16 protein-coding genes are annotated in these 19,771 nt (G+C 60.3%); 10 read left to right on the plus strand and 6 right to left on the minus strand.

Features of this window, described 5'->3' with window-relative positions; translation table 11 throughout:
• Together FJ404_09285 and FJ404_09290 are read right to left on the minus strand one after the other, a co-directional pair.
• Positions 1-516, minus strand: a 516-nt coding sequence (locus tag FJ404_09285; protein MBM3823062.1) for a UDP-3-O-(3-hydroxymyristoyl)glucosamine N-acyltransferase, incomplete at its 3' end; no start/stop codon positions are given.
• Positions 510-872 (minus strand): aspartate 1-decarboxylase, encoded by a 363-nt coding sequence (locus tag FJ404_09290; protein ID MBM3823063.1) that lies wholly within the window; start codon positions 870-872, stop codon positions 510-512. The genes FJ404_09290 and FJ404_09285, both read right to left, overlap by 7 nt.
• A gap of 171 nt (positions 873-1,043) precedes the next feature.
• Between FJ404_09290 and FJ404_09295 the strand changes: the two genes are divergently transcribed.
• The 3 genes from FJ404_09295 to FJ404_09305 all read left to right on the plus strand — a co-directional run bounded on the left by FJ404_09295 (position 1,044) and on the right by FJ404_09305 (position 6,153).
• The gene (locus FJ404_09295; GenBank protein ID MBM3823064.1) at positions 1,044-2,207 is read left to right on the plus strand and encodes a Gfo/Idh/MocA family oxidoreductase; all 1,164 of its coding nucleotides are present in this window, start codon (positions 1,044-1,046) and stop codon (positions 2,205-2,207) included.
• Positions 2,208-2,652: 445 nt separating this feature from the next.
• Positions 2,653-4,443, plus strand: a complete 1,791-nt coding sequence (locus FJ404_09300) for a VCBS repeat-containing protein (GenBank protein ID MBM3823065.1) — start codon at positions 2,653-2,655, stop codon at positions 4,441-4,443.
• A 21-nt stretch (positions 4,444-4,464) separates the two neighbouring features.
• Entirely contained in the window at positions 4,465-6,153 is a 1,689-nt protein-coding gene (locus FJ404_09305; GenBank protein MBM3823066.1) for a DUF4038 domain-containing protein, read from the plus strand.
• Here the strand turns inward: FJ404_09305 and FJ404_09310 are convergent.
• The 3 genes from FJ404_09310 to FJ404_09320 form a co-directional block, all read right to left on the minus strand.
• Positions 6,130-7,914, minus strand: a complete 1,785-nt coding sequence (locus FJ404_09310) for a hypothetical protein (protein ID MBM3823067.1) — start codon at positions 7,912-7,914, stop codon at positions 6,130-6,132. The genes FJ404_09305 and FJ404_09310 overlap by 24 nt on opposite strands.
• 998 nt (positions 7,915-8,912) lie before the next feature.
• Positions 8,913-9,833, minus strand: a complete 921-nt coding sequence (locus FJ404_09315; GenBank protein MBM3823068.1) for a dienelactone hydrolase family protein — start codon at positions 9,831-9,833, stop codon at positions 8,913-8,915.
• Positions 9,834-9,880: 47 nt separating this feature from the next.
• Positions 9,881-10,180 carry a hypothetical protein gene (locus tag FJ404_09320; protein MBM3823069.1) on the minus strand — a complete coding sequence of 100 codons (300 nt, stop codon included), beginning with the start codon at positions 10,178-10,180 and terminating at the stop codon, positions 9,881-9,883.
• Positions 10,181-10,687: 507 nt separating this feature from the next.
• On the opposite strand from FJ404_09320, the gene FJ404_09325 reads away from it, so the two are divergent.
• The 7 genes from FJ404_09325 to FJ404_09355 all read left to right on the plus strand — a co-directional run bounded on the left by FJ404_09325 (position 10,688) and on the right by FJ404_09355 (position 18,272).
• Positions 10,688-11,404 carry a hypothetical protein gene (locus tag FJ404_09325; protein MBM3823070.1) on the plus strand — a complete coding sequence of 239 codons (717 nt, stop codon included), beginning with the start codon at positions 10,688-10,690 and terminating at the stop codon, positions 11,402-11,404.
• A 21-nt stretch (positions 11,405-11,425) separates the two neighbouring features.
• Positions 11,426-12,553 carry a glycine cleavage system aminomethyltransferase GcvT gene (gene gcvT / locus FJ404_09330; GenBank protein ID MBM3823071.1) on the plus strand — a complete coding sequence of 376 codons (1,128 nt, stop codon included), beginning with the start codon at positions 11,426-11,428 and terminating at the stop codon, positions 12,551-12,553.
• A gap of 32 nt (positions 12,554-12,585) precedes the next feature.
• Positions 12,586-12,969, plus strand: a complete 384-nt coding sequence (gene gcvH, locus FJ404_09335; GenBank protein ID MBM3823072.1) for a glycine cleavage system protein GcvH — start codon at positions 12,586-12,588, stop codon at positions 12,967-12,969.
• Between the two features lie 74 nt (positions 12,970-13,043).
• Entirely contained in the window at positions 13,044-14,375 is a 1,332-nt protein-coding gene (locus FJ404_09340) for a hypothetical protein (protein MBM3823073.1), read from the plus strand.
• Positions 14,376-14,800: 425 nt separating this feature from the next.
• On the plus strand, positions 14,801-15,382 hold the full coding sequence (locus tag FJ404_09345) for a VCBS repeat-containing protein (GenBank protein MBM3823074.1): 582 nt from the start codon (positions 14,801-14,803) through the stop codon (positions 15,380-15,382).
• Positions 15,108-17,726: a hypothetical protein gene (locus FJ404_09350; protein MBM3823075.1), complete on the plus strand. Its 2,619-nt coding sequence runs from the start codon at positions 15,108-15,110 to the stop codon at positions 17,724-17,726. The genes FJ404_09345 and FJ404_09350 overlap by 275 nt, the downstream gene beginning before the upstream one ends.
• Positions 17,727-17,732: 6 nt before the next feature.
• On the plus strand, positions 17,733-18,272 hold the full coding sequence (locus FJ404_09355; GenBank protein MBM3823076.1) for a VCBS repeat-containing protein: 540 nt from the start codon (positions 17,733-17,735) through the stop codon (positions 18,270-18,272).
• A gap of 54 nt (positions 18,273-18,326) precedes the next feature.
• Here FJ404_09355 and FJ404_09360 read toward each other — a convergent pair whose 3' ends face one another.
• Complete coding sequence (locus FJ404_09360; protein ID MBM3823077.1) at positions 18,327-19,736, minus strand: ammonium transporter; 1,410 nt, start codon at positions 19,734-19,736, stop codon at positions 18,327-18,329.
• Positions 19,737-19,771 lie beyond the last annotated feature (35 nt).

Consider the following 19,771-nt stretch of genomic DNA (forward strand, 5'->3'; position numbering starts at 1 on the left):
TTGCGTGCGGGTGTAGAGCGTGACGTTGGGGTAAATGTGGCTCTCCTCGCCGATTTCGCAGTGGTCGCCAACGACCACTCCGGGGTGGAGCACCACACGGGGGCCGACCAGGGTGGCGGCGCCGATCACACAACGGGCTCCCACATGGGCCGAGGGATGAATCGACGCCGAGGGGTCCACGGCGGCGGTTGGATGAATGCCGGGCGGAATGGCCGGTTCGGGAAAGAACAGCGGCAAGATCTTGGCAAACGCGATGCGAGCGTTCTTGACCTGGATGACGATCTTCTTTTCGGATTTGAACGCGCCATCGACCATGATTCCGGCGGCGGCGCTGCGTTCGGCTCGATCGAAGTAGGTCTGGTTCTCGGCGAAGGTGAGGTCCCCTGGCCGGGCGGACCCTGCGGGGGCGAACCCGGTGAATACGAAGGCGGGATCCCCGCGCACTTCGCCATCGAGATGGCGGGCGATTTCAGCGGCGGAAAGAGGCATCATGGGAGTGGGCTTAAGCATCAACATCCCCGGCGGGAGGCCACCGCGTTGCGTTCGCCGAGGGTTAAGATCTTGGGTGACCAGGAGGAGGCTCGTGGAGAGTCGATCCAGGCGAAACTCATGATGGTCAACCGGTCACCCGTTTGTCCCAGGTGCGCGGTGGCGCCATTGAGGATGATTTCGCCGGAACTCGGCTTTCCGGGGATGGCGTAAGTCTCGAATCGCTCTCCGTTGGCGAGGTTGCTGACGAGGATACGTTCGTGGGGAACGAGGCCGGTCAGATTCATCAACTCGGAATCGATGGTAAGGCTTCCTTCGTAGTCAAGGCTCGCTTCGGTCACGGTCGCGCGGTGAATTTTCGATTTTAGGATTTGGATCTGCATGAACGGCGCAATGCTCTCCACTGTGACGGCTCGGGACGATGCCGCCTTCGGCTTGGCGAAGCCCGGAGTCGCGAGAGGGATTTGGAGTCCTTCATTGACTCGAAAATCGGCGGTCACTATAAGAGCCGCAGATCCTGTTTCAATCTCAACTTTACCAAGCATTTTCACGATATGGGCACCACGCTGAGAGTCGGTATGATCGGTTATCGTTTCATGGGCAAGGCGCATTCCAACGCCTGGCGCCAAGCCTCCCATTTTTTCCCACTCAAAGCCGGAATCGAAATGAGCACGATCTGCGGACGCGATCCCCAAGGGGTCGAAACTGCCGCGGCCCAGTTGGGATGGAAATCCGCGTCCACCGACTGGAGGAAGGTTGTCGAGGACCCGAACATCGACATCGTGGATATCAATACTCCCAATGATTCCCATGCCGAGATTGCGATCGCCGCGGCTCGGAACGGCAAGCACATCCTTTGCGAGAAGCCCCTGGCCCTGACGGTCGCTCAGTGTGAGCAGATGCTGGCCGCTGCGAAAAAGGCCAAAGTGGTCCACATGGTGTGCCACAATTACCGCCGCATTCCGGCCATCGCCCACGCCAAGCGCATGATCGAGGAAGGCGCGCTGGGCGCGATTTACCATTACTACGCCCGCTACGCGCAGGACTGGATCGTGGATCCGAATTTTCCCCTGGTCTGGCGGTTGCAGAAAGGCGTCAGCGGCAGTGGCACGCATGGCGACATCAACGCGCACATCATCGATCTCGGGCGCTATCTGGTAGGTGAATTCAGCGAGGTTTGCGGGTTGATGCACACCTTCATCAAGGAAAGACCCATCGAAGACGGCGGCGGTAAAGGCGACGGTTTGGGCGGGAAAGGGGGGAGGAAGATGGGCAAGGTTACCGTGGATGACGCGGCGATGTTCATCGGACGCTTTAAGAATGGCGCCCTGGCAAATCTCGAGGCCACGCGTTTCGCCCTGGGAAGAAAGAACCACATTACGATCGAGATCAATGGGAGCAAAGGTTCTCTCAGCTTTGACTTCGAGGACATGAACCGGCTCAAGTTTTTCAACAACGAAGATCCAGGCGATCGCCAGGGATTTCGCGACATCCTCGTGACTCAGCCCGGCGGGGCGCATCCGTATGTGGGTGCCTGGTGGCCTCCCGGCCATATCCTCGGCTACGAGCACACGTTCGTTCACACGGTCGCAGACTTCGTGAACGCAGTCGTGGATGGCAAGCCGGTCCAACCCACCTTCGAAGACGGTCTTCGCAATGAACGCGTGCTCGAAGCGGTCGAGGCATCCGCCAAGTCCCGTCAGTGGGTTAAGGTGTAGTTCTCCGCTCTTGTGATTTGCACTGAAAGCGGCGGTCGCAAGGCCGCCGCTGCTTTGTCGTTCTGATCGGCAGGTCTGCGAAGGACGGTGACGATTACCCTCGCGACTCACTTGATGCTGAAGTTACTCACCGTTCCGCACCACGGCCCGACGGAGTTTTTTGGCTGAAATGGCGATTCAGCAGCGTCGAGATGCGCAAAAGTTGGGGCGCCAGAGGGCTGGCGCACTCCAAGACCTTGCGGATTCTCCACCCGCCCGGTTCGGAGGGATGGGCGAGGTTCTATCCCTCGTCCCTACCCCTCTGGACATTTGCGGATGCTCCGGGGTGGGGCTGAGCGGCGAAAAGCCCTTTGACCTTCTACCCGGAAGAGGGGAGAGTGTTCTGGTGGATCGAGCGTTTGCCTCAAGCAAGCGCGAGCCACACCTAAATCCATTCTGTTGTTCTATGGACGCTCGTTCCCAATTCCTTCTGAGCCTGCTGCTTGGTTTCACTTTGTGGTCTGGCCCAGGTATCCCTTGCGCTCTCGCCGTCGATCCCCAAGCTCCCACGTTGGGTTTGATCCCGGATCAATCCACCAGCCAGGGTGTTCCGTTGGAAATTTCCCTGGAGGTGCGCGATGCCGATACTCCTTCGTCCGGCCTCGCCCTTTCCGCCGCGGCGGATAACACCGCTCTATTGCCTGCCGGGTCCCTGCGCATTTCGGGAGGGCTGGTTTCACCGCGCCTGGAGATCCGGCCCGCGATCACTCAGCGCGGAGTCTCCGAGATTACGGTGGTGGCGCGAGATTCCGACGGGTTGTCGGCCGTCCGCCAATTTCGACTGACGGTGACGGCCCGGAATGTTCCGCCCGAAACGACGGGCATTCCCGATCAGTCCATCCGCGAGAATGAATCCACCTCCGAGCTCAAGTTTTTTGTGGCGGACGAGGAGAGTTCCTTTGAAAGCCTGAAGCTTTCCGGACAATCCTCCAATCCGGTGCTGGTCCCCTCCAGCGCGTTCGTGTTCGCCGGTGCGGGCTTTCAACGGTCCGTGGTCATTCGTCCCGCCCCGGGTCAGTCCGGCGAGGCGGAGCTGGCTGTGCTGGTGACCGATCCCGATGGCGGCACGACACCTATCCGATTCAAACTTCGGGTGATCCCGATTCATCAGAAGCCCACGGTGAGCGAAGTGCTGGATGTCACCCTGGAATCGACGACTGGCGCGGTGGTGGCCATTCCCTTCACCGTGGGTGATCCTGATTCTCCCTTGGAGAAGCTGAAGGTTTCGGCTCAATCCTCGGATCCTTCGTTCTTGCCGAATGGCGCGCTGCGACTCGACGGTGAGGGTGCTCACCGCGTTCTCCGCATCGAGCCCCGGGCGGGCAGGGCGGGTTCGAGTCGGATCGAGTTGACGGTGCGGGATGATCGTGACGCCACCGTCTCCACCTCCTTCGAGTTCCGGGTTTTGTTGGACGCGGAGAATGCAGTTCCGGCGGACTTCAACGGAGACGGTTTTCCGGACATCGTCCTGGAGGACCGGGATGGATTTCTCGCCTGCGCGTTTTTGCAGGATCGTTTTCTGGTGGGCAGCGCCTTCTTTGATCCGTCGCACATCGGCGACCGTGCCTGGCGTTTGATCAACACGGCGGACTTCAACCAGGATCGAAAGCCCGATCTTTTGTTCCAGCACCGGGACGGTGATCTGGCGGCGTGGACGATGGACGGGGTGCGGATGAAGGGTGTGTTGAATTTTTCGCCTGCACGTCACAATGAACCGGGGTGGTTTTTGATCACGATGGCGGATATTTACGGCGATGGCACACGCGATTTCTTTTTCCAACACGCGGACGGAAGACTTTCGGCCTGGTTAATGAACGGCACGACGCTGTCCGCCAGCGCTTCTTTGAATCCGGGTGCGGTGCAGGACGCGCGGTGGCGCTTGGTCGGCAGTTCTTATCTGAATTCGGATGGGCATCCCGACCTTCTTTTTCAGCATCAGGATGGGACATTGGGTTATTGGAAGTTATCGGGGCTCCGGTTGATCGAGCCGGGGCTGTTGCAGCCGAGTCATCCCGGCAGCGGATGGCGGGTGGTGGTCGTGCAGGATTTTGACCAGGACGGAACACGCGACTTAATGTTCCAGCACGACGATGGGTCCCTCGGGATTTGGTACCTGAAGGGCACGACCCTGCGCGAAGCCCATTTTGTGGACCCCTCGAATCCGGGCATCCATTGGCGAGTTGCGGGGCCACGGTAGCGAGCGAGTGGATTCTCCCTCATGACCTTGAGGCGTTTGGCGCTGGTGCTGGCGTGCGTCTTTCTCGCGGCCGGCTGCTCGACTTATTCTGTCAAGCCCCTCACCGTTCCGTTGGTCAGCAAGTGGGATCGCTTTGAGATGACCCTGCAAAGCCGTGCTGCTTATGTGAATCCCGTGCAGGATACTGGACTCGAGGCCGTCTTCATTGGGCCGAGCGGTGAAGTCCACAAGGTGGATGGCTTTTGGGATGGAACAAACACCTGGCGAGTCCGCTTCTCTCCCAATGAAATCGGGTCTTGGAAGTATGAGACCTATTGTGCCAATCCGGCCGATGGCGGTCTCCATTTGCAGACGGGACGATTCCTGTGCACCGCGCCCAAGCATGAACATCGGTTCGCCCGGCACGGCCCGGTTCGAGTCCATCGATCGGGCCGTTATTTCGAGCATGAGGACGGCACTCCGTTTTTTTGGATGGGAGACACCGCTTGGAGCGGCCCGTTGAAAGCGGAGGATCACGAATGGGACCTCTATCTGGGGGAGAGGAAGCGGCAGGGTTTTACGGCGGTGCAATGGGTATCCACGCAGTATCGAGCCTCACCGGATGGGGACCAGAACGGTGAATTGGCCTACGCGGGGGATCACCGCATCATCCTTAATCCGCGTTTCTTCCAGCGTCTGGATCGCCGGGTGGAAGCGATGAATCGGGAGGGGTTTTTGAGCGTGCCCGTGATGCTGTGGGACAACCCGGGCCGCGCGGGTTCTCGGAGCAGTCCGGGTTCGGCATTGCCGGAGGATCAGTTGATTGTCCTGGCGCGGCATCTCGCGGCGCGCTGGAGTGCGAACCATGTGATCTGGTTGGTGAATGGCGACGGGGACTATCGGGGAGGGCGCGCGGAACGCTGGAAGCGGGTTGGGAGGGCTGTGTTTGGAAACATTTCCCACGCTCCTGTTTCCCTGCACCCGGGCGGAAGGCAGTGGGTTTGGGACGAGTTTCAAAGCGAGCGTTGGCTCGACATTTGCGGATACCAAAGCGGCCATAACGAACGGGAGGACAACGTGCGATGGATACATTCCGGGCCTCCCTCGACCGCGTGGCGGAGGCCGCCGTTCCGTCCCTTCCTCAGTCTGGAAGCGCCCTATGAGAATCATGGGGGTGCGGATCGCAAACCGATGGGAGCGTTTGTTGTTCGCCGGGCACATTACTGGTCGCTTCTGAACGCGCCGACGTGCGGTGTGGTTTACGGCGGGCATGGGGTTTGGGGTTGGGATGATGGATCGGGGCCGCCTTTCGATCATCCCGATACCGGGACACCATTGCCGTGGTTTCGAGCGATGCGGATGGAGGGAGCCGAGCAAATGGGGTTCCTGGCGCGCTTCTTCACCAGCCTTGATTTTAACCGTTTGCGTCCCGCCCCGGGGATCCTGCGAGGCCAACCTGGCGAGCGCTCGCCGCACCAGTTCATTTCATGCAGTCAATCGGAAGACCGTGCTTTGACGGTGATCTACACTCCGGAGTCCACCGACATTTTGTTGAGTCCAGCGGGCCTGCCCCATGATTTTCGAGCGAACTGGTTCAATCCACGGCATGGCGGCTACCATGCGGCGAAGGCCGAGTTTCGCGGTGAAGCCGTTGGCTTTTCGCCGCCGGGCGGTGGAGACTGGCTCTTGAAAATCGAAGCGGACCGTTCACTTGAACGGCAGAATCGTTGAGGCCAGCCAGCACACCAGCAGGCCGGAGACGGAATTGACCGTGACGACCACGGTCCAGCTGCGGAGGGTTTCCTTTTCGGTAAAGCCGCTCAACTTGCCGACGACCCAGAATCCGCTGTCATTCATCCAGGAGAGGAACATGGCGCCAAATCCGATGGACATGAAGATGTAGATCGGATGAAAGGGAAGTCCGTCTCCGGAACTCATGATCGGGTAGACCATCGCGGCGGTGGTGAGCATGGCGACGGTGGCCGAACCTTGAGCCACCCGGATGACCGCGGCGATGGCCCAGGACAAAAGGATGAGATTCACGTTCTTGCCTGCCACGAAAGCCTGGACCGCTTCACCCACGCCGGCATTCTTGAGCATCAGTCCAAAGGCGCCGCCGGCGCTGGTAATCAAGATAATCACGCCACCTGTCGCGAACGGGCCCTCTGAGAGTTCGCCGATTTTGGCCAGGGTGAAACCCCGTTGCTTCATCAACACGCCCACGGCGAGAAGAGCGCCAATGAAGAGGGCGATATTGCGGTTGCCGGCGAATTCGCCCCAGCGATACAGCGCCGGATTCATGCCGTGGGTGGGGCGCAGCTCGGACGGAAATCCGTCTTCGATCGTCATGCGATTGAATCGCGCGAGATTCTCGCCTTCCAAGCGATAGGTCTTCATTGCGGTTGTCTCCGCTCGCAATTGAAGACCCGCGAACGTGTTGGTCAGCAGAACCCGGTCCGTGTCCATGACCCGGTTGAGTTCTCCCACCATTGATTCCACCAACACCCGGGACAGGGGCCCCTTGTCCCCGTGTTCTTCCAACTGACGGCGGGCTTTGGAACTGAACTGCTGGTAAACATGTTTGGAGATCGGGCCCTCACCGGTCCTCAGTTTTCGGGAGAGCGCCTGAGGATCCTTCAAATCCGGCGCGTCGAAGGATTTGCCTTGGATGGCCGTCAAGGTTGAGGCGAGCGAGATGAGAAAGATGGGCAACAGGACCGGCAGGATGGACCAGAAAAAGGGCGGCAGCTCGGACTCGGGACGATCGGCGGTAGCCTTGAGTTGGGCGAAGTTCACTCCGGAGTTTTCCCGCAAGGGGATGTCCATGCGGGCATTGATCCAATTTGCGACCAGCCAGGAACAAGTCGCGGGGATGAATCCCACGACGGTTCCCACCATGATTGTCAAACCCAGGTCGAGTTTGAGGCTTTCGGCCATGGCGAGTGGACCCGGGTGCGGAGCGACGAGTGAGTGGGTCACCGTGCCGCCGCAGCAGATGGCCATGATGTAAAGCAGGTAATCTTTGCCTGTCCGCATGCGCATGGCCACGGCGAGCGGAAGCAACAACATGAAGAACGTATCGAAGAATATGGGGATGGAGAGAATGTAGCCGCTGATGAAGATGGCCGCGCCCGCCCGCTTTTCTCCGAACACGCCGATAAAGCGCCGCACCACTTTATCCGCCGCGCCACTTTCCATCAGGCACATGCCGATAATGGCGGCGAGCGCGATGACCACGCCGATCTTGCCTGCCGTGACTCCGAATTCCGTCGCCGTCAATTCGACGGCTTGGACGATATGGCTGCGGTCCGGCTCGCCCGGCAATTTGGTGGAGAGCATTCCGGCCGTGATGGCGGCCAGGATCAAGGCCATGAAAGCATGGACCTTGAGGACGGTAATGAGCGTGATGATGACGCCGACGCTGATCAACAGGACGATAAACGGCCAGTAGTCTAGGGTGGGCGCCGCCGCTTGAGCGAGGTGAGCGATCATGGTTGCGGGAACTGGCGTAGTGCATCCTCAAACCCGCTGCCGGGTCAACCTCGAAACGGCGGATCGAGAATTTCGACTAGGAAGAGGCCATGGATCCGCAGCGATCCATGGCAAGATCCTGGCCGCAGAATTCCTTCTCAACTTTTGATGGATCACCCTGCGGATACCCCTCCACGGTCGGTCGGCCTTTGACGCTCAAACTTTTGCCCATCTCGACGCTGCTGAATTGCCATTGCCAGGTTCAAACCTGCTTGCGGGAAGCTGCTTTGACGTTCCACCGTCCCTGGATGGGTCGCGGAGTCTGGATCATCTGGCAATCCGGTTCCGGACGGCGACGATACCACCGGTCCACCGGGTCGCCCAAGCCTGTGCATCCGGGAGGGATGCCAGCGTCGAAGGTGCCCATACCCGGCGTGTGCGGGTTTCAGGTCTGCAGGGCGGATTCTTCATGGGCAAGGGGCGGACCGCTCGTCCCTGAGCTTCCCGTGTATCCCGAAGTGGTCTTTCGTGTGGCGCAGGCTGCCCAGCCTGCCGTATCGCCGACTGCCAGTCGGCCCGGCGGGTGAAGAACGAGGCCCTTCCATGCGCTCCACGCGCCGGGTTTCCTTCGTCGCCCCGCAGGCTGGGCAGCCTGCGCCACAGCAGACAGGGCTGTCTGCGTTACAGCGACAACCCGGTCACCGACAACCTCTGGAGGCACCGCTGAGCTTCAGGCCTCCTGCCTTCTTGCAGCGAACATCTGCGGAGACGGGAATATGCTTGAGACCACTGCAGCCGATTCCCCCTATGCAGGCCGTTGATCATTCGGAGCTGATACTCCCGTGGTGGCTCAAGAGACAACTCGAACGCATTGCATCTCAGGTCATGAGTGCTGGAGATTGGACCTGCCAGGCGCACTGGCCCCGCTGCGACCCCTTCCGGGGTCGACGACGCTGTCGTGCTCAGGATCCGGGGGTGGGGCTCGTGCCTCACGCCACCCCGGGCCAGGACGTCTGATCCTACGCGGATCCGAGGTGTTGTTTGAAGAATGCGAGGGTGCGTTCCCAGGCGAGTTGCGCGTTCTTTTCGTCGTAGCGGCCGGTGGAGTCGTTGTGGAAGCCGTGGTTGCACTTCGGATACATGTGCATGGTGTAGTTCACTCCGGCTGCCTTCAGGTCCGCCTCATATTCAGGCCAAGTGTCATTGATGCGTTGATCCAGTTCCGCCAACTGGATGAGCAATGGAGCCTTGATGTGCTTGCGCACTTCCCTGGCCGCGGGCGTGCCGTAGAACGGGACTCCCGCATGGAGCGTATCGGGCACGACGGCGGCAAGCATGTTCACGATGTAGCCGCCGAAGCAGAAACCCACCGCCCCCAGCTTGCCGTTGCACAACTCGTGCGATTTCAGAAATTTCGCGGCCGCAATAAAATCCTGCTCGATCTTCGCCCGCTCCATTGAACTTTGAAGCGTCCGGCCTTCGTCGTCATTGCCGGGATAACCCCCTTTCGGGTGAAGGGCGTCCGGCGCGAAGGCCACGAAACCCGCTTTGGCGACGCGCCTGGCCACGTCGGCGATGTAGGGATTCAACCCGCGGTTCTCATGGATGACCAGCACGGCTGGGGCCTTCCCTTTGATCGATGCGGGAACGACCAGGTAGCCGCGTCCTTCCCCGTGACCGTGCGGGGAGGGGAAGACGGCAAAGCGGGCCTTGATGTCCGGATCGTTGAAGGACACCTGCTCGGCGTTGGCGTAATTCGGCATCAACGCGGAGAGAAGGATGTTCATGGAGAACCCAGCCGCAGCGAGGGTGGAAAGGCGGTTCATGAACGTGCGCCGGTCGATGATGCCATGCGCGTATTCGTCGTACCAATCAAAGGCTTCCTGAGGGATTGGCGGGTGGGGGATGGGTTTGGGTTCCTCAACGGGTATTGGGTTCATGGTGGATTCAGGGGTGGCAGGGTTGGCTTGGAGGGTTTCTTCGCGGGCTAGGGCGCTGCGGAACAGAGTTCCAAGGCCCAGAGTTCATTGCGCCATCGTTCAACCTCGGCTTGTGGCAACGGACGAAGAGGACGGTGGAAATGGGGAGTGGAAAGCTTGCCCATCAGCCTGCGGCACACGTTCAGGCGTCGCTGAGTTCTGCGACCTGAATCTCCGAAGTTGTGAACGATTCGAGCCAGCGGAGCGAGCCGTGGCTGGGTTTTCTTGGCGTCAATCGACGCGTCCTTGTGAAAGGCGCACAGCGTTGCCGGGGGGACGCCGGACCCTGCGTGTTCTTTCCAGTTCATGGCGGAAGGATGACGTTAGCTGAGTACCGGACCCGGACAACGAAATTCCGATCCCCCGCGTCCATGGCCGTGCATCCCGATGTCGTTGGTAGGGCGGGCCTGTCCCAGCCCGCCGCCCACGGGATGCAAAACATCATGCTCCGGCGGCGCGCCGGGACGGACGCGCCCTACCTGCATCACCGGCAACATCGGGATGCGCCGCGTCCATGGTCGGTGAATGGGCGGTTGGCCGGACCTCGCCTTTCCCGGCGTGTTCCACGCGCAAGTGAGTCGGCGGCGCTGTTCTCCCGTTGCGGAGTCGATCCGAGGTGAACGGGTTCGCTCTGGCATTCACCTCGCGCGTCGAACAAGGCAAGCGCGCCTGCAGCCACTCCTGGAAGCGACCTGAAGGCCGCGCGCATGCCGCGCGCGTCGCCGGCAGCCGGCGGACGCACACTCTGTCCGGGGTGCTCGTGCTTTACACCCCTCGTCCACCCCCGGTAAGGTCAACGCAATAACTCACAACGCATGGCAAAAGCAGCTGTTGAAATGGCGGTGGAATCGGCGTTCATGGATTTGCCGGACACGAAGACCCTAAAACTCCGTTGGCCCGAGGGTTACGAAATCGATTTCAAGACGGGACAATTCATCACCCTTTCGTGGCCGGATACTCCCGGCTACCGGCGCGCCTATTCGCTTTCCTCCTGCGCGCTCGACCGCGGTTTTTATGAAGTGACCGTCAAACGGGACGGCAAGATGGGGACGAGAATCGTGGATTGGGCCAAGGATGGCGACCGGATGCTGGTGTTGCCGCCGGCGGGCAAGTTCCTGCCGGTTTACGAGCCTCAAAAACATCTCATCTGCATCGCGGGAGGCTCAGGCGTGACGCCCTTTCGCGGTTTCGCACGGGAGGCGACACTGCGCGAATTGGAGACCGAGATTACGGTCCTCTACAGCGTGCGCACCACCAACGACATCATTTTCCGCGACGAATTCAAGCAACTTGACCAGGACAATCCGCACTTTCGATTTGAAGTCACCTGCACTCGTCTGCATCCGGACGATCCCTGGACGGGGCGACGCGGGCGCATCACGGCGGAATGGATCAAGGAATATGTCCAGAATCCTGCCGAAACGGTCTTTTATGCCTGCGGGCCCAATGCTCTGGTCGACTCCATTGAAAAGGTGGTGCTGGGCGATTTGGGCATTCCGAAAGCACAAATGCGGACCGAGAAGTGGGGTTGAGTCCGGCCGTGCGAGCAGACCATGTTGAAACGAACGACACTTTTTTCCCAGCACCAGAGACTCGGCGCGAGGCTGGTGGATTTCGGCGGTTGGGAAATGCCGGTTCAGTATTCGGGCATTCTCGACGAGCACCAATGTGTTCGGCGCCACGCCGGGTTGTTTGACATCGCGCATATGGGACAAGTCGCGGTGTCGGGTCCGAAGGCGGAACCTTTTCTCCAGGCGCTGTTGACCAACGATGTTGGGCGATTGCAGATCGGCCAGGGACAATACACCTTGATGTGTCTTCCGGATGGAGGTGTGGTCGATGATTTGTATTTGTACCGGCTCGAACAAGATCATTATTGGCTGGTGATCAACGCGTCGAGGGTGGAGCCCGATCTGGTTTGGATGCGTGGTCGGCAGCAGGAATCGAATTGGGGTGATGGAGTGACGGTGCGAGATGAGTCCGGCACGTGGGGAGCGGTGGCGATCCAGGGACCTCGTTGCCGGGAAGTGTTGGAACGCGCTCTGGGTCGATGGAACGGAGAACGGATCGTTGAACTGTCGAAAAATCGCATTGCGACTGGGACATTCGATGGACATCCTCTGCGAGTGGCCTGCACCGGCTATACTGGAGAAGATGGATTCGAAGTGATGGCGCCGCATGCCGCGCTGCCCGTTCTCTGGGAAAACTTTCTCGCTCAAGGAACGGACGCGGGAATCAAGCCTTGCGGACTCGGGGCTCGCGATTCGCTGCGATTGGAGGCCTGTTATCCACTTTACGGACACGAACTTTCGGAAACGATCAGCCCCGTGGAAGCGGGCTTGGGCTTTTTCGTGGCGTGGAAGAAGGGCAGTTTTACGGGGGCCGAGGCCTTGCGGGCTCAAAAGGCGGAGGGAGCACCGAGAAAGATCATCGCGATCAAGATGGTGGCGGGATCCGCGCCGCCGAGGGGAGGATACAAGGTCTGGAGCACGGGACCGGCGTCGCGTCCGATCGGTGAACTGACCAGCGGAGGGGTGAGTCCGACCCTGGGCACGGGCATCGGTTTGGCCTTGGTAGAGAGGGCATCGGTTGAAATTGGAGGTCCGGTTGGCGTGGAGATTCGAGGCAAGCGGTACGGGGCGGAAGTCGTAAAAAAGCCGTTTTATCGAAAACCGGTTTGACCTTCGCAAGGTCGAGGCTGCAATTCTTACTTATGTCGAACGTTCCGGACGGATTGAAATACGCCAAATCCCACGAATGGGTGAAGGTGGAGGGTGGGGCGGCGGTGGTGGGGATTACCGACCATGCGCAGCACGAGTTGACCGACGTGGTGTTTGTGGAACTTCCCCCGCTGGGGGCGAGTGTGAAAGCCGGCGCGCCCTGCGCCGTGGTCGAGTCCGTCAAGACCGCGAGTGACATTTACAGTCCGGTGACGGGGGTTGTCCGCGCCGTGAACCCCGCCCTGACCGGAAACCCGGCGTTGGTGAACAGTGATCCTTACGGGGAAGGGTGGTTTTTTAGAGTGGAATTGGCATCGGCGGACGAAGTCGCGGGATTGCTTTCTTCCGACTCTTACCGCGCGCAAATCGGGGGTTGATCGCGCGGGTCTTTGGGGGTGCTGATGATTTGGGTCAGTTGCGAAAGCGCGCGGCTTGTGCGTTAATGGAAGCCATGAAATGCAGGTCATTGGCGGGGATTCTTCTTATTTGGGGTTGGGCTCTGGCCTTGGGCGGGGCTTTCACCGAGGTTCGAGCGGGAGCGGTGACTGCGGAGATCTTCCAGAACCCGAGCGGTGTCTCTGACCTTTCGACCGCAGCCGAAGAACGAGGTGCCCGTCTCGCGGATCAGCGATCCCGGGTCTTGGGTGGGGCGGCGGTGATGCTGGCTGCGAACAAGGCGGTGGACACTCCGAGCCGGGGGGGCGGTCCGCCTGGAGTGATGATGGCGGAGGCTCTCTCGACGATTACGGGGATCGCCATCTCGCCTTTGCTGGGGGTTGGGGCTGTTGGGGCCTGGCACTATTTTCAAACTCCGTCTGAAAAACGCGGCCGTCTATCGTGGTACGCCCAGCCTTGGTTTTGGATCCCGGCGTTGATTTTGGTTTCGGTTTGTATGGCCAAGGATTCGCTGGGTCCGGTGGTTCCCACCGCCTTGAAAAAGCCGTTGGACGTCGCGGAGGTGTTCGAGAACAAGTTCAGCGCATTGATCGCGACCGGAGCCTTGATTCCGATTCTGGGCACGGTTTACCGGACGTTTCAGATCGATGCGGCGTTCGCGGGGTCCGGTCTGGCCTTCATCGACGGGGCGCAACTGTTCAGCATTCTCATGGCACCGGTCGCTTTCACCGCGTTCGTCGTGGTGTTCCTGGCCTCTCACGTGATCAACGTCCTGATCTTGATCAGCCCTTTTGCCACGGTGGACGCGGGGCTGAAGGTTTTCAGGGCGTTCCTTTTAGGCACCGTGACGGCGACATCCTTCGCGAGTCCGAAAGTCGGCGCCATCTGGTCACTCGTCCTGGTGGTGTTGTGTTATGGACTGGCGGGGTGGTCGTTCCGGGTTTTCATCTTCGGCACGGTATTTTCATGGGACATCGTATCGCGTCGGCGCCATTGGTTTCGTCCATCGGGCGAGGCTGCCTGGGCCTTTCTCTCGCGTGAAGTTGAGAAAGTGCCGGTGCGAACCTTCGGCAAGCTGACGCCGCGCGAGGGTGGCGGACTGGTGTTCGCTTATCGTCCCTGGCTGGTCTTGGCGGAACGGCGGCTGGAGTTGACGGAAGGCGAATGGCGGGTGGGTCGGGGTGTGTTTCATCCTGAGATTCAGGACCGGCGGGACGGTGAATTCGAGACGCTGTTCAAACTTCCACCGCGCTACAAGGGCCACGAGGATTTGGTGGCGCAAGCGTGCGGGCTGCGCGGTTACGAGGAGATCGGGCTCATGGCCGCCTGGGTCTGGCTGAAGGAACTTTTTGGTTTTCGAAGTGCTCGGAATCGAGTGCCAGCCTGACGGATCAGAATTGAAATTCCTGGCCTGCCCTTCAATCCCTGGAGAAGAGTGCAGGAATCCTGGCCTTGGGCCCCACTCCGCCGGGTTCGAAGCACAGATCGAACCCCACGTTCAACCGGCGTTTTAAGGTTAAATCAGTCGTTTTGTTGACATGATTGCTGTGGAGATGTCTGCATTGAGGCATCCCTGTGACCTTTTTGCGGAATGCCAAGCCTGCGTTGAGTGGGAGTCGTCGGTTCAAAGCAGGCTCAATCTTTTCAGGACACTCGCCAACGAGAGATCTGCTTGGCTTCGTTCTCGCCGTTCTCCTGAGCTCGGAAGGCTGCCGGCCCGAACTGCAGTCGGCGGAACCGCGGATTCGTGCACTGCACGTTCCGGTTGCGGGGAAGGAAGGATTTCAGTCGCTCGATCCGATTTCCTTGGGCGTGAACTTCACCAATCGGCTGAGTCCGGCGCTGTTGGCGAAGAATGCGAACCTCATGAACGGATCCGGCGTGGCCTTGGGCGACGTGGACGGGGATGGCTGGTGCGACGTGTATTTCTGCAACCTCGAGGGCAAGAACGCCTTGTTCCGAAATCTCGGGAACTGGAGATTCAAGGAGGTGACCCGTGAAGCAGGAATCGAAATCTCCGGCCAACTCTCGCGCGGCGCGGTCCTGGCGGATGTCGACGGTGATGACGACCTGGACTTGCTGGTGACCTTCAACGCGCAAGGGCTGAAGCTTTACCTGAATGACGGGCGGGGCCGCTTTGAAGATTCCACCTTTGCCGCGGGGCTCAGTTCAAGAATGGGAAGCACGAGCGTGGCGCTCGGTGACGTCGATGGTGACGGATTGCTGGATGTGTATTTGTGCAATTTCGGCGAAACCTCGATTCTTCGGGACGGGGGGGGGCGTGCATTACCGTATGGTCGACGGGCGTCCGGTCCCGGTGGGCCGGTTTGCCAACCGACTGCGTTGGATCGAGGGGAAGCTGGTGGAGTTGGGCGAACCGGACACGCTCTATGAGAATCGCGGCCAGGGCCTGTTCAAGGCGGTTCCGTGGGGCACACCGAGGTTTCGAAGACGCGATGGCACCGCCCTGGAAGCGCCGTGGGATTTTGGCTTGAGTGTGCAGTTGCGGGACTTGAACGGGGACCGCGCTCCCGATTTGTACGTCTGCAATGATTTTCAAACGCCGGATCGCATCTGGATCAACGATGGACGGGGCGCGTTTGTGGAAGCCGGTCCGGAGGCGTTTCGCCGAGTGCCGTTTGCCTCGATGGGAGTTGATGCCGCGGATATCGACCGCGACGGGCGGCCTGACTTGTACGTGGTGGAAATGCTGGCCACGGACCCGGTCCGGCGATTGCGCCAGACTCAAGGCGGGAGCCTGAAACCGCCGATGCCGGGGCCGCGACAAGCCATGCTTCAAGTTGCGAGAAACACTTTGTTTTGGAATCGAGGGGATGGAACCTGGGTGGAGATTGCCCATTATGCGGGGTTGGAGGCCTCCGATGGGTCGTGGATGCCTGTTTTTCTGGACGTGGATCTCGACGGTTACGAGGATATTATGGTGACAAACGGGCACACGCACGACGTGAACGATCGCGACATGGCTGCGAAGCCCAAGGCGGAACGGCCGAATGTTTTGTCCTATCCGAGCCTGCAGACTCCGAATTTGGCGTTTCGGAACCAGCGTGACCTTACTTTTCGGACCGCCGGACCGGAGTGGGGGTTTGATTCCAAGAAACTTTCCCACGGCATGGCCCTGGGCGATTTGGATGGGGATGGAGATTTGGATGTGGTCATCAACTGTTTGAATGACGCCCCCTTGATTTATCGCAATGAAACCAGTGAGCCGCGAGTGCACATCCGCTTGAGGGGACGTGGGGGGAACACTCGCGGGGTGGGTGCCAAGGTCACGGTCCGAGCCGAAGAATTGCCGCCGCAATGGCAGGAGATACTCGCGGGCGGTCGTTACCTGGCTTCCGACGATCCGGCGCGGGTTTTTGCGGCGGGCAAGGCGGGAGCCGCTGTGGAGATCGCGGTGGCTTGGCGGGGTGGGGGAGAATCGTTGCTCAAGGGGGTGCCGGCAAACAGCGCGGTGGAAATCGATGAACCCGAGACTGCTTCGGAGGGACAAGCGTCCAGCGCGGGTGAGTCAAGCGCGGCGGGACTCTTCGAGGAACGCCGGATTAACCTGGGGCGGAACACCACGGCGGAGGTTCCATTCAGTGTGGATGGGAATCCGGGATGGCCTTGGCAAGCGGAGCGGATTTTACCTTCGGTGGGGCTTGTGGATTTGAATCGGGAGGCACCTTTCCGTTTGTGGCATGGCGAGAGCGGCCCAGGATCAAAGGCCGTTTGGGAGCGGTCAGGATCGGGGGCCTGGCAGCGCGCCTCGGAGAATGCGACCACGGGTCCGTCGAGCGGAACGGAGGTAGTCGCGATTTTGGAGTGGGCGAGCCAGACCGGCTTGAGTTGGGCCGAAGCCCGGGTGGTGAATTCGGGAACGGATTCACCCCGAACCGAAATTTGGGTGAGTGAGCATGCGGGGCCGCCCCGCTGGCTGGCTGAGCTCGAAACGCGGCAGGTTCGATTTGCGGTGGGCGATTTTAACCGCGATGGAGTTTTGGATTTGTTTTGTGGAGCGGGATTTCGCGCGGGGCGTTATCCGCTCTCCGCGCGCTCGAAACTATTTGCAGGCGGGCGGACTGGTGAAGGTTTCGCGACGACCCTTGGGCCTTGGGAGTGGGACGCGGGTTTAGTTCGCGGCGCGGTTTTTTCGGACCTGGATGGGGACGGGCATGGGGAGTTGGTTTTGGCCACGGAATGGGGGTCACCGCGAATCTTCGGCTGGAGTGGGAACGGCGTGGTCGAACAAACCTCACGGTGGGGGATCGATCGGTTAACGGGGCTGTGGTCCTGTGTGACGTCGGGAGATTTCGATGGCGATGGCCGGATGGATTTGGCGTTTGGGAATTGGGGATTGAATTCAGAGTTGCGGACCCTGCCTGATCGACCCTTGCGATTGGTTCATTTCGAAACTCCCGCCGGCGGGATGAACTGGGTGGGTGTGGCTTCGTTGCACGCCGAGGGGACCTATCCCTTGTTTTCATTGAAAGAAGCCACGGACGGGGCACTGTGGATTTTGGGCAAGTTTCCCACTCATCGAGCTTACGCCGAAGCGGGGTTTGACCGCGTGGTGGCGGCGGAACCGGGGGAGGGCAGAGCATTTCAGGCCTCCATTCTGTCGAGCCTCGTGCTCCACAATCGGGGGAGTCGATTCGAGGCTCAAGCGCTCCCTCGCGAAGCTCAACGGACTCCGGTAAACGGGCTCTCGGCGGGAGATTTCGATGGCGACGGCTAGGTCGATTTGGTTTTGGCGCAAAATCATTTCGGCAGGAAACTGGAATCGGATCGCGAGGATGCCGGGCGCGGGTTGTGGTTGCGGGGAGATGGGAAGGGAGGGTTTAAAACCATGACTTCGACGGAGTCGGGCATGCGCTGGGATGGAGAACAGGCCGGGTTGGCCGCCGGCGACTGGGATCGGGACGGACGCCTTGATCTGGCGGTGGCCCAGACTGGAGACGAGGTCGTTTTGTTGCGCAATCGCAGAGGTGCGGCCGGCTTGCGCGTGCGGTTGGAAGATGGTCCCGGGAATCCCTGGGGAATTGGCGCGAGTGTTCGATGGACCGACACCCTGGGCATGTCGCCCCGCCACGCGGTGCGGGTTGGCCACGGATCCGGCGGCCAAGATGCGGCGGCGTTGATTTTAGCCATGCCCGCGGACGGAGGGTCGATGGAGGTGACTTGGCCCGGGGGTGAGCGCACGATGGCGCTGATTGAGAAAGGCACGCGGGAAATTCATTTGCGCCGTCCTCCGGGCAAAAAGGAAAGCGGCGGCCCAAAGTAGGGCCGCCGCTGTGGGTTTGGAATAAAAACTCCGGGTCTCGTTCGGGGAACGGAATTAACCGTGATACCCTTCTTCGCCGTGTTCCGTGAGGTCGAGTCCCATGGTTTCGACTTCCTCGGTCGGCCGCAAACCAACCACGGCCTTGACGATGAAGGCAATGACGGCGGTTGCCACCACGGGCCAGACGATCGCGACGCCAATGGCCTTGAGTTGCGACAGCAGCAATCCATCCGCCAACCCTCCCACGACCGGATTCGCGTCTTTGGTTGCCAGGAGTCCTGTCATGAGGGCGCCCAAGGTTCCGCCCACGCCATGAACACCGAAGGTATCGAGGGCATCGTCGTAACCCAGGATTTTCTTAAGATAAGCGCAGGCGAGGAAGGGGATGACACCCGCGACGACGCCGATGATCATTGCGCCCTTCGGGGTGACGAAGCCGCACGCGGGGGTAACCACCACCAGGCCGGCGACGATGCCAGAACAGAAGCCAAGGATGCTGGGCTTGCCTTTCAGGACATACTCCAGCATGCCCCAAACGAATCCCGCCGTGCCGGCGGCAAGCGTCGTCGTGGTGAACGCATTGGCGGCGATGCCATCCGCGGCCAGCGCGCTACCGGCGTTGAATCCGTACCAACCGACCCACAGCATGCCGGTGCCGACCATACAGAGCACCATGCTGTGTGGAGGCATCGGGGTCTTGCCGTAACCCAGGCGCTTCCCGAGGATGATGCAGAGGACCAGCGAGCTCCAGCCTGAGGTCATATGCACAACCGTTCCGCCGGCAAAATCAAGCGCTTTGATCTTGGCGTTCGGATTGAGAGGGCCGCACATGAGTCCGTCCGTCGCCCAGACCATGTGGGCGAAGGGGAAATAGACGGCGAACATCCAGAGGAGCACGAACAGTATGATGGCGGAGAACTTCATGCGTTCGGCGATGGCGCCGACGATCAACGCCGGAGTGATAATCGCGAACGTGAGCTGGAAAATGGCCCAGACGTTATTGGAGATCCAGTGGTAGCCTTGCCCGACCCCATTGCCATCGACGCCTTTGAAGAAGGCCATGTCGAGATTGCCGAGGAAAGGCGAGCCCGTGGAGAAAGAAAGGCTGTACCCGCAAATGAACCAGAGGATGGTCACCAGACCCGCGATGCCGAGACATTGCGCCATGACGGAGAGCACGTTCCGTTTGCGGACCAAGCCGCCGTAGAAAAGGGCGAGGCCGGGCAGGGTCATGAACAGCACGAGTGCCGTCGCGGCCATTTGCCAGGCATTGTGGCCGGGTCCAGGGCCGGCGACTTTGCTGGGCGCGTTGGTTTGCCGGGCGACGTTGTTCATGTACGACTCGAGGTCGGCAAGGCGGTCCTCGACCGTCGGTTCTTTGGCCGGGGCATCGGCGGCCAGGCCGATCATGACGGGGAGCAGGAGCAAGGCGAGCGAGAGGGAATAGAGGAAAATCTTTTTCATGATAGGATGGAGAGAGATGTTTTTCGGGGGGGCGG

The organism is Verrucomicrobiota bacterium, assembly GCA_016871495.1.
GTDB lineage: Bacteria > Verrucomicrobiota > Verrucomicrobiia > Limisphaerales > VHDF01 > VHDF01.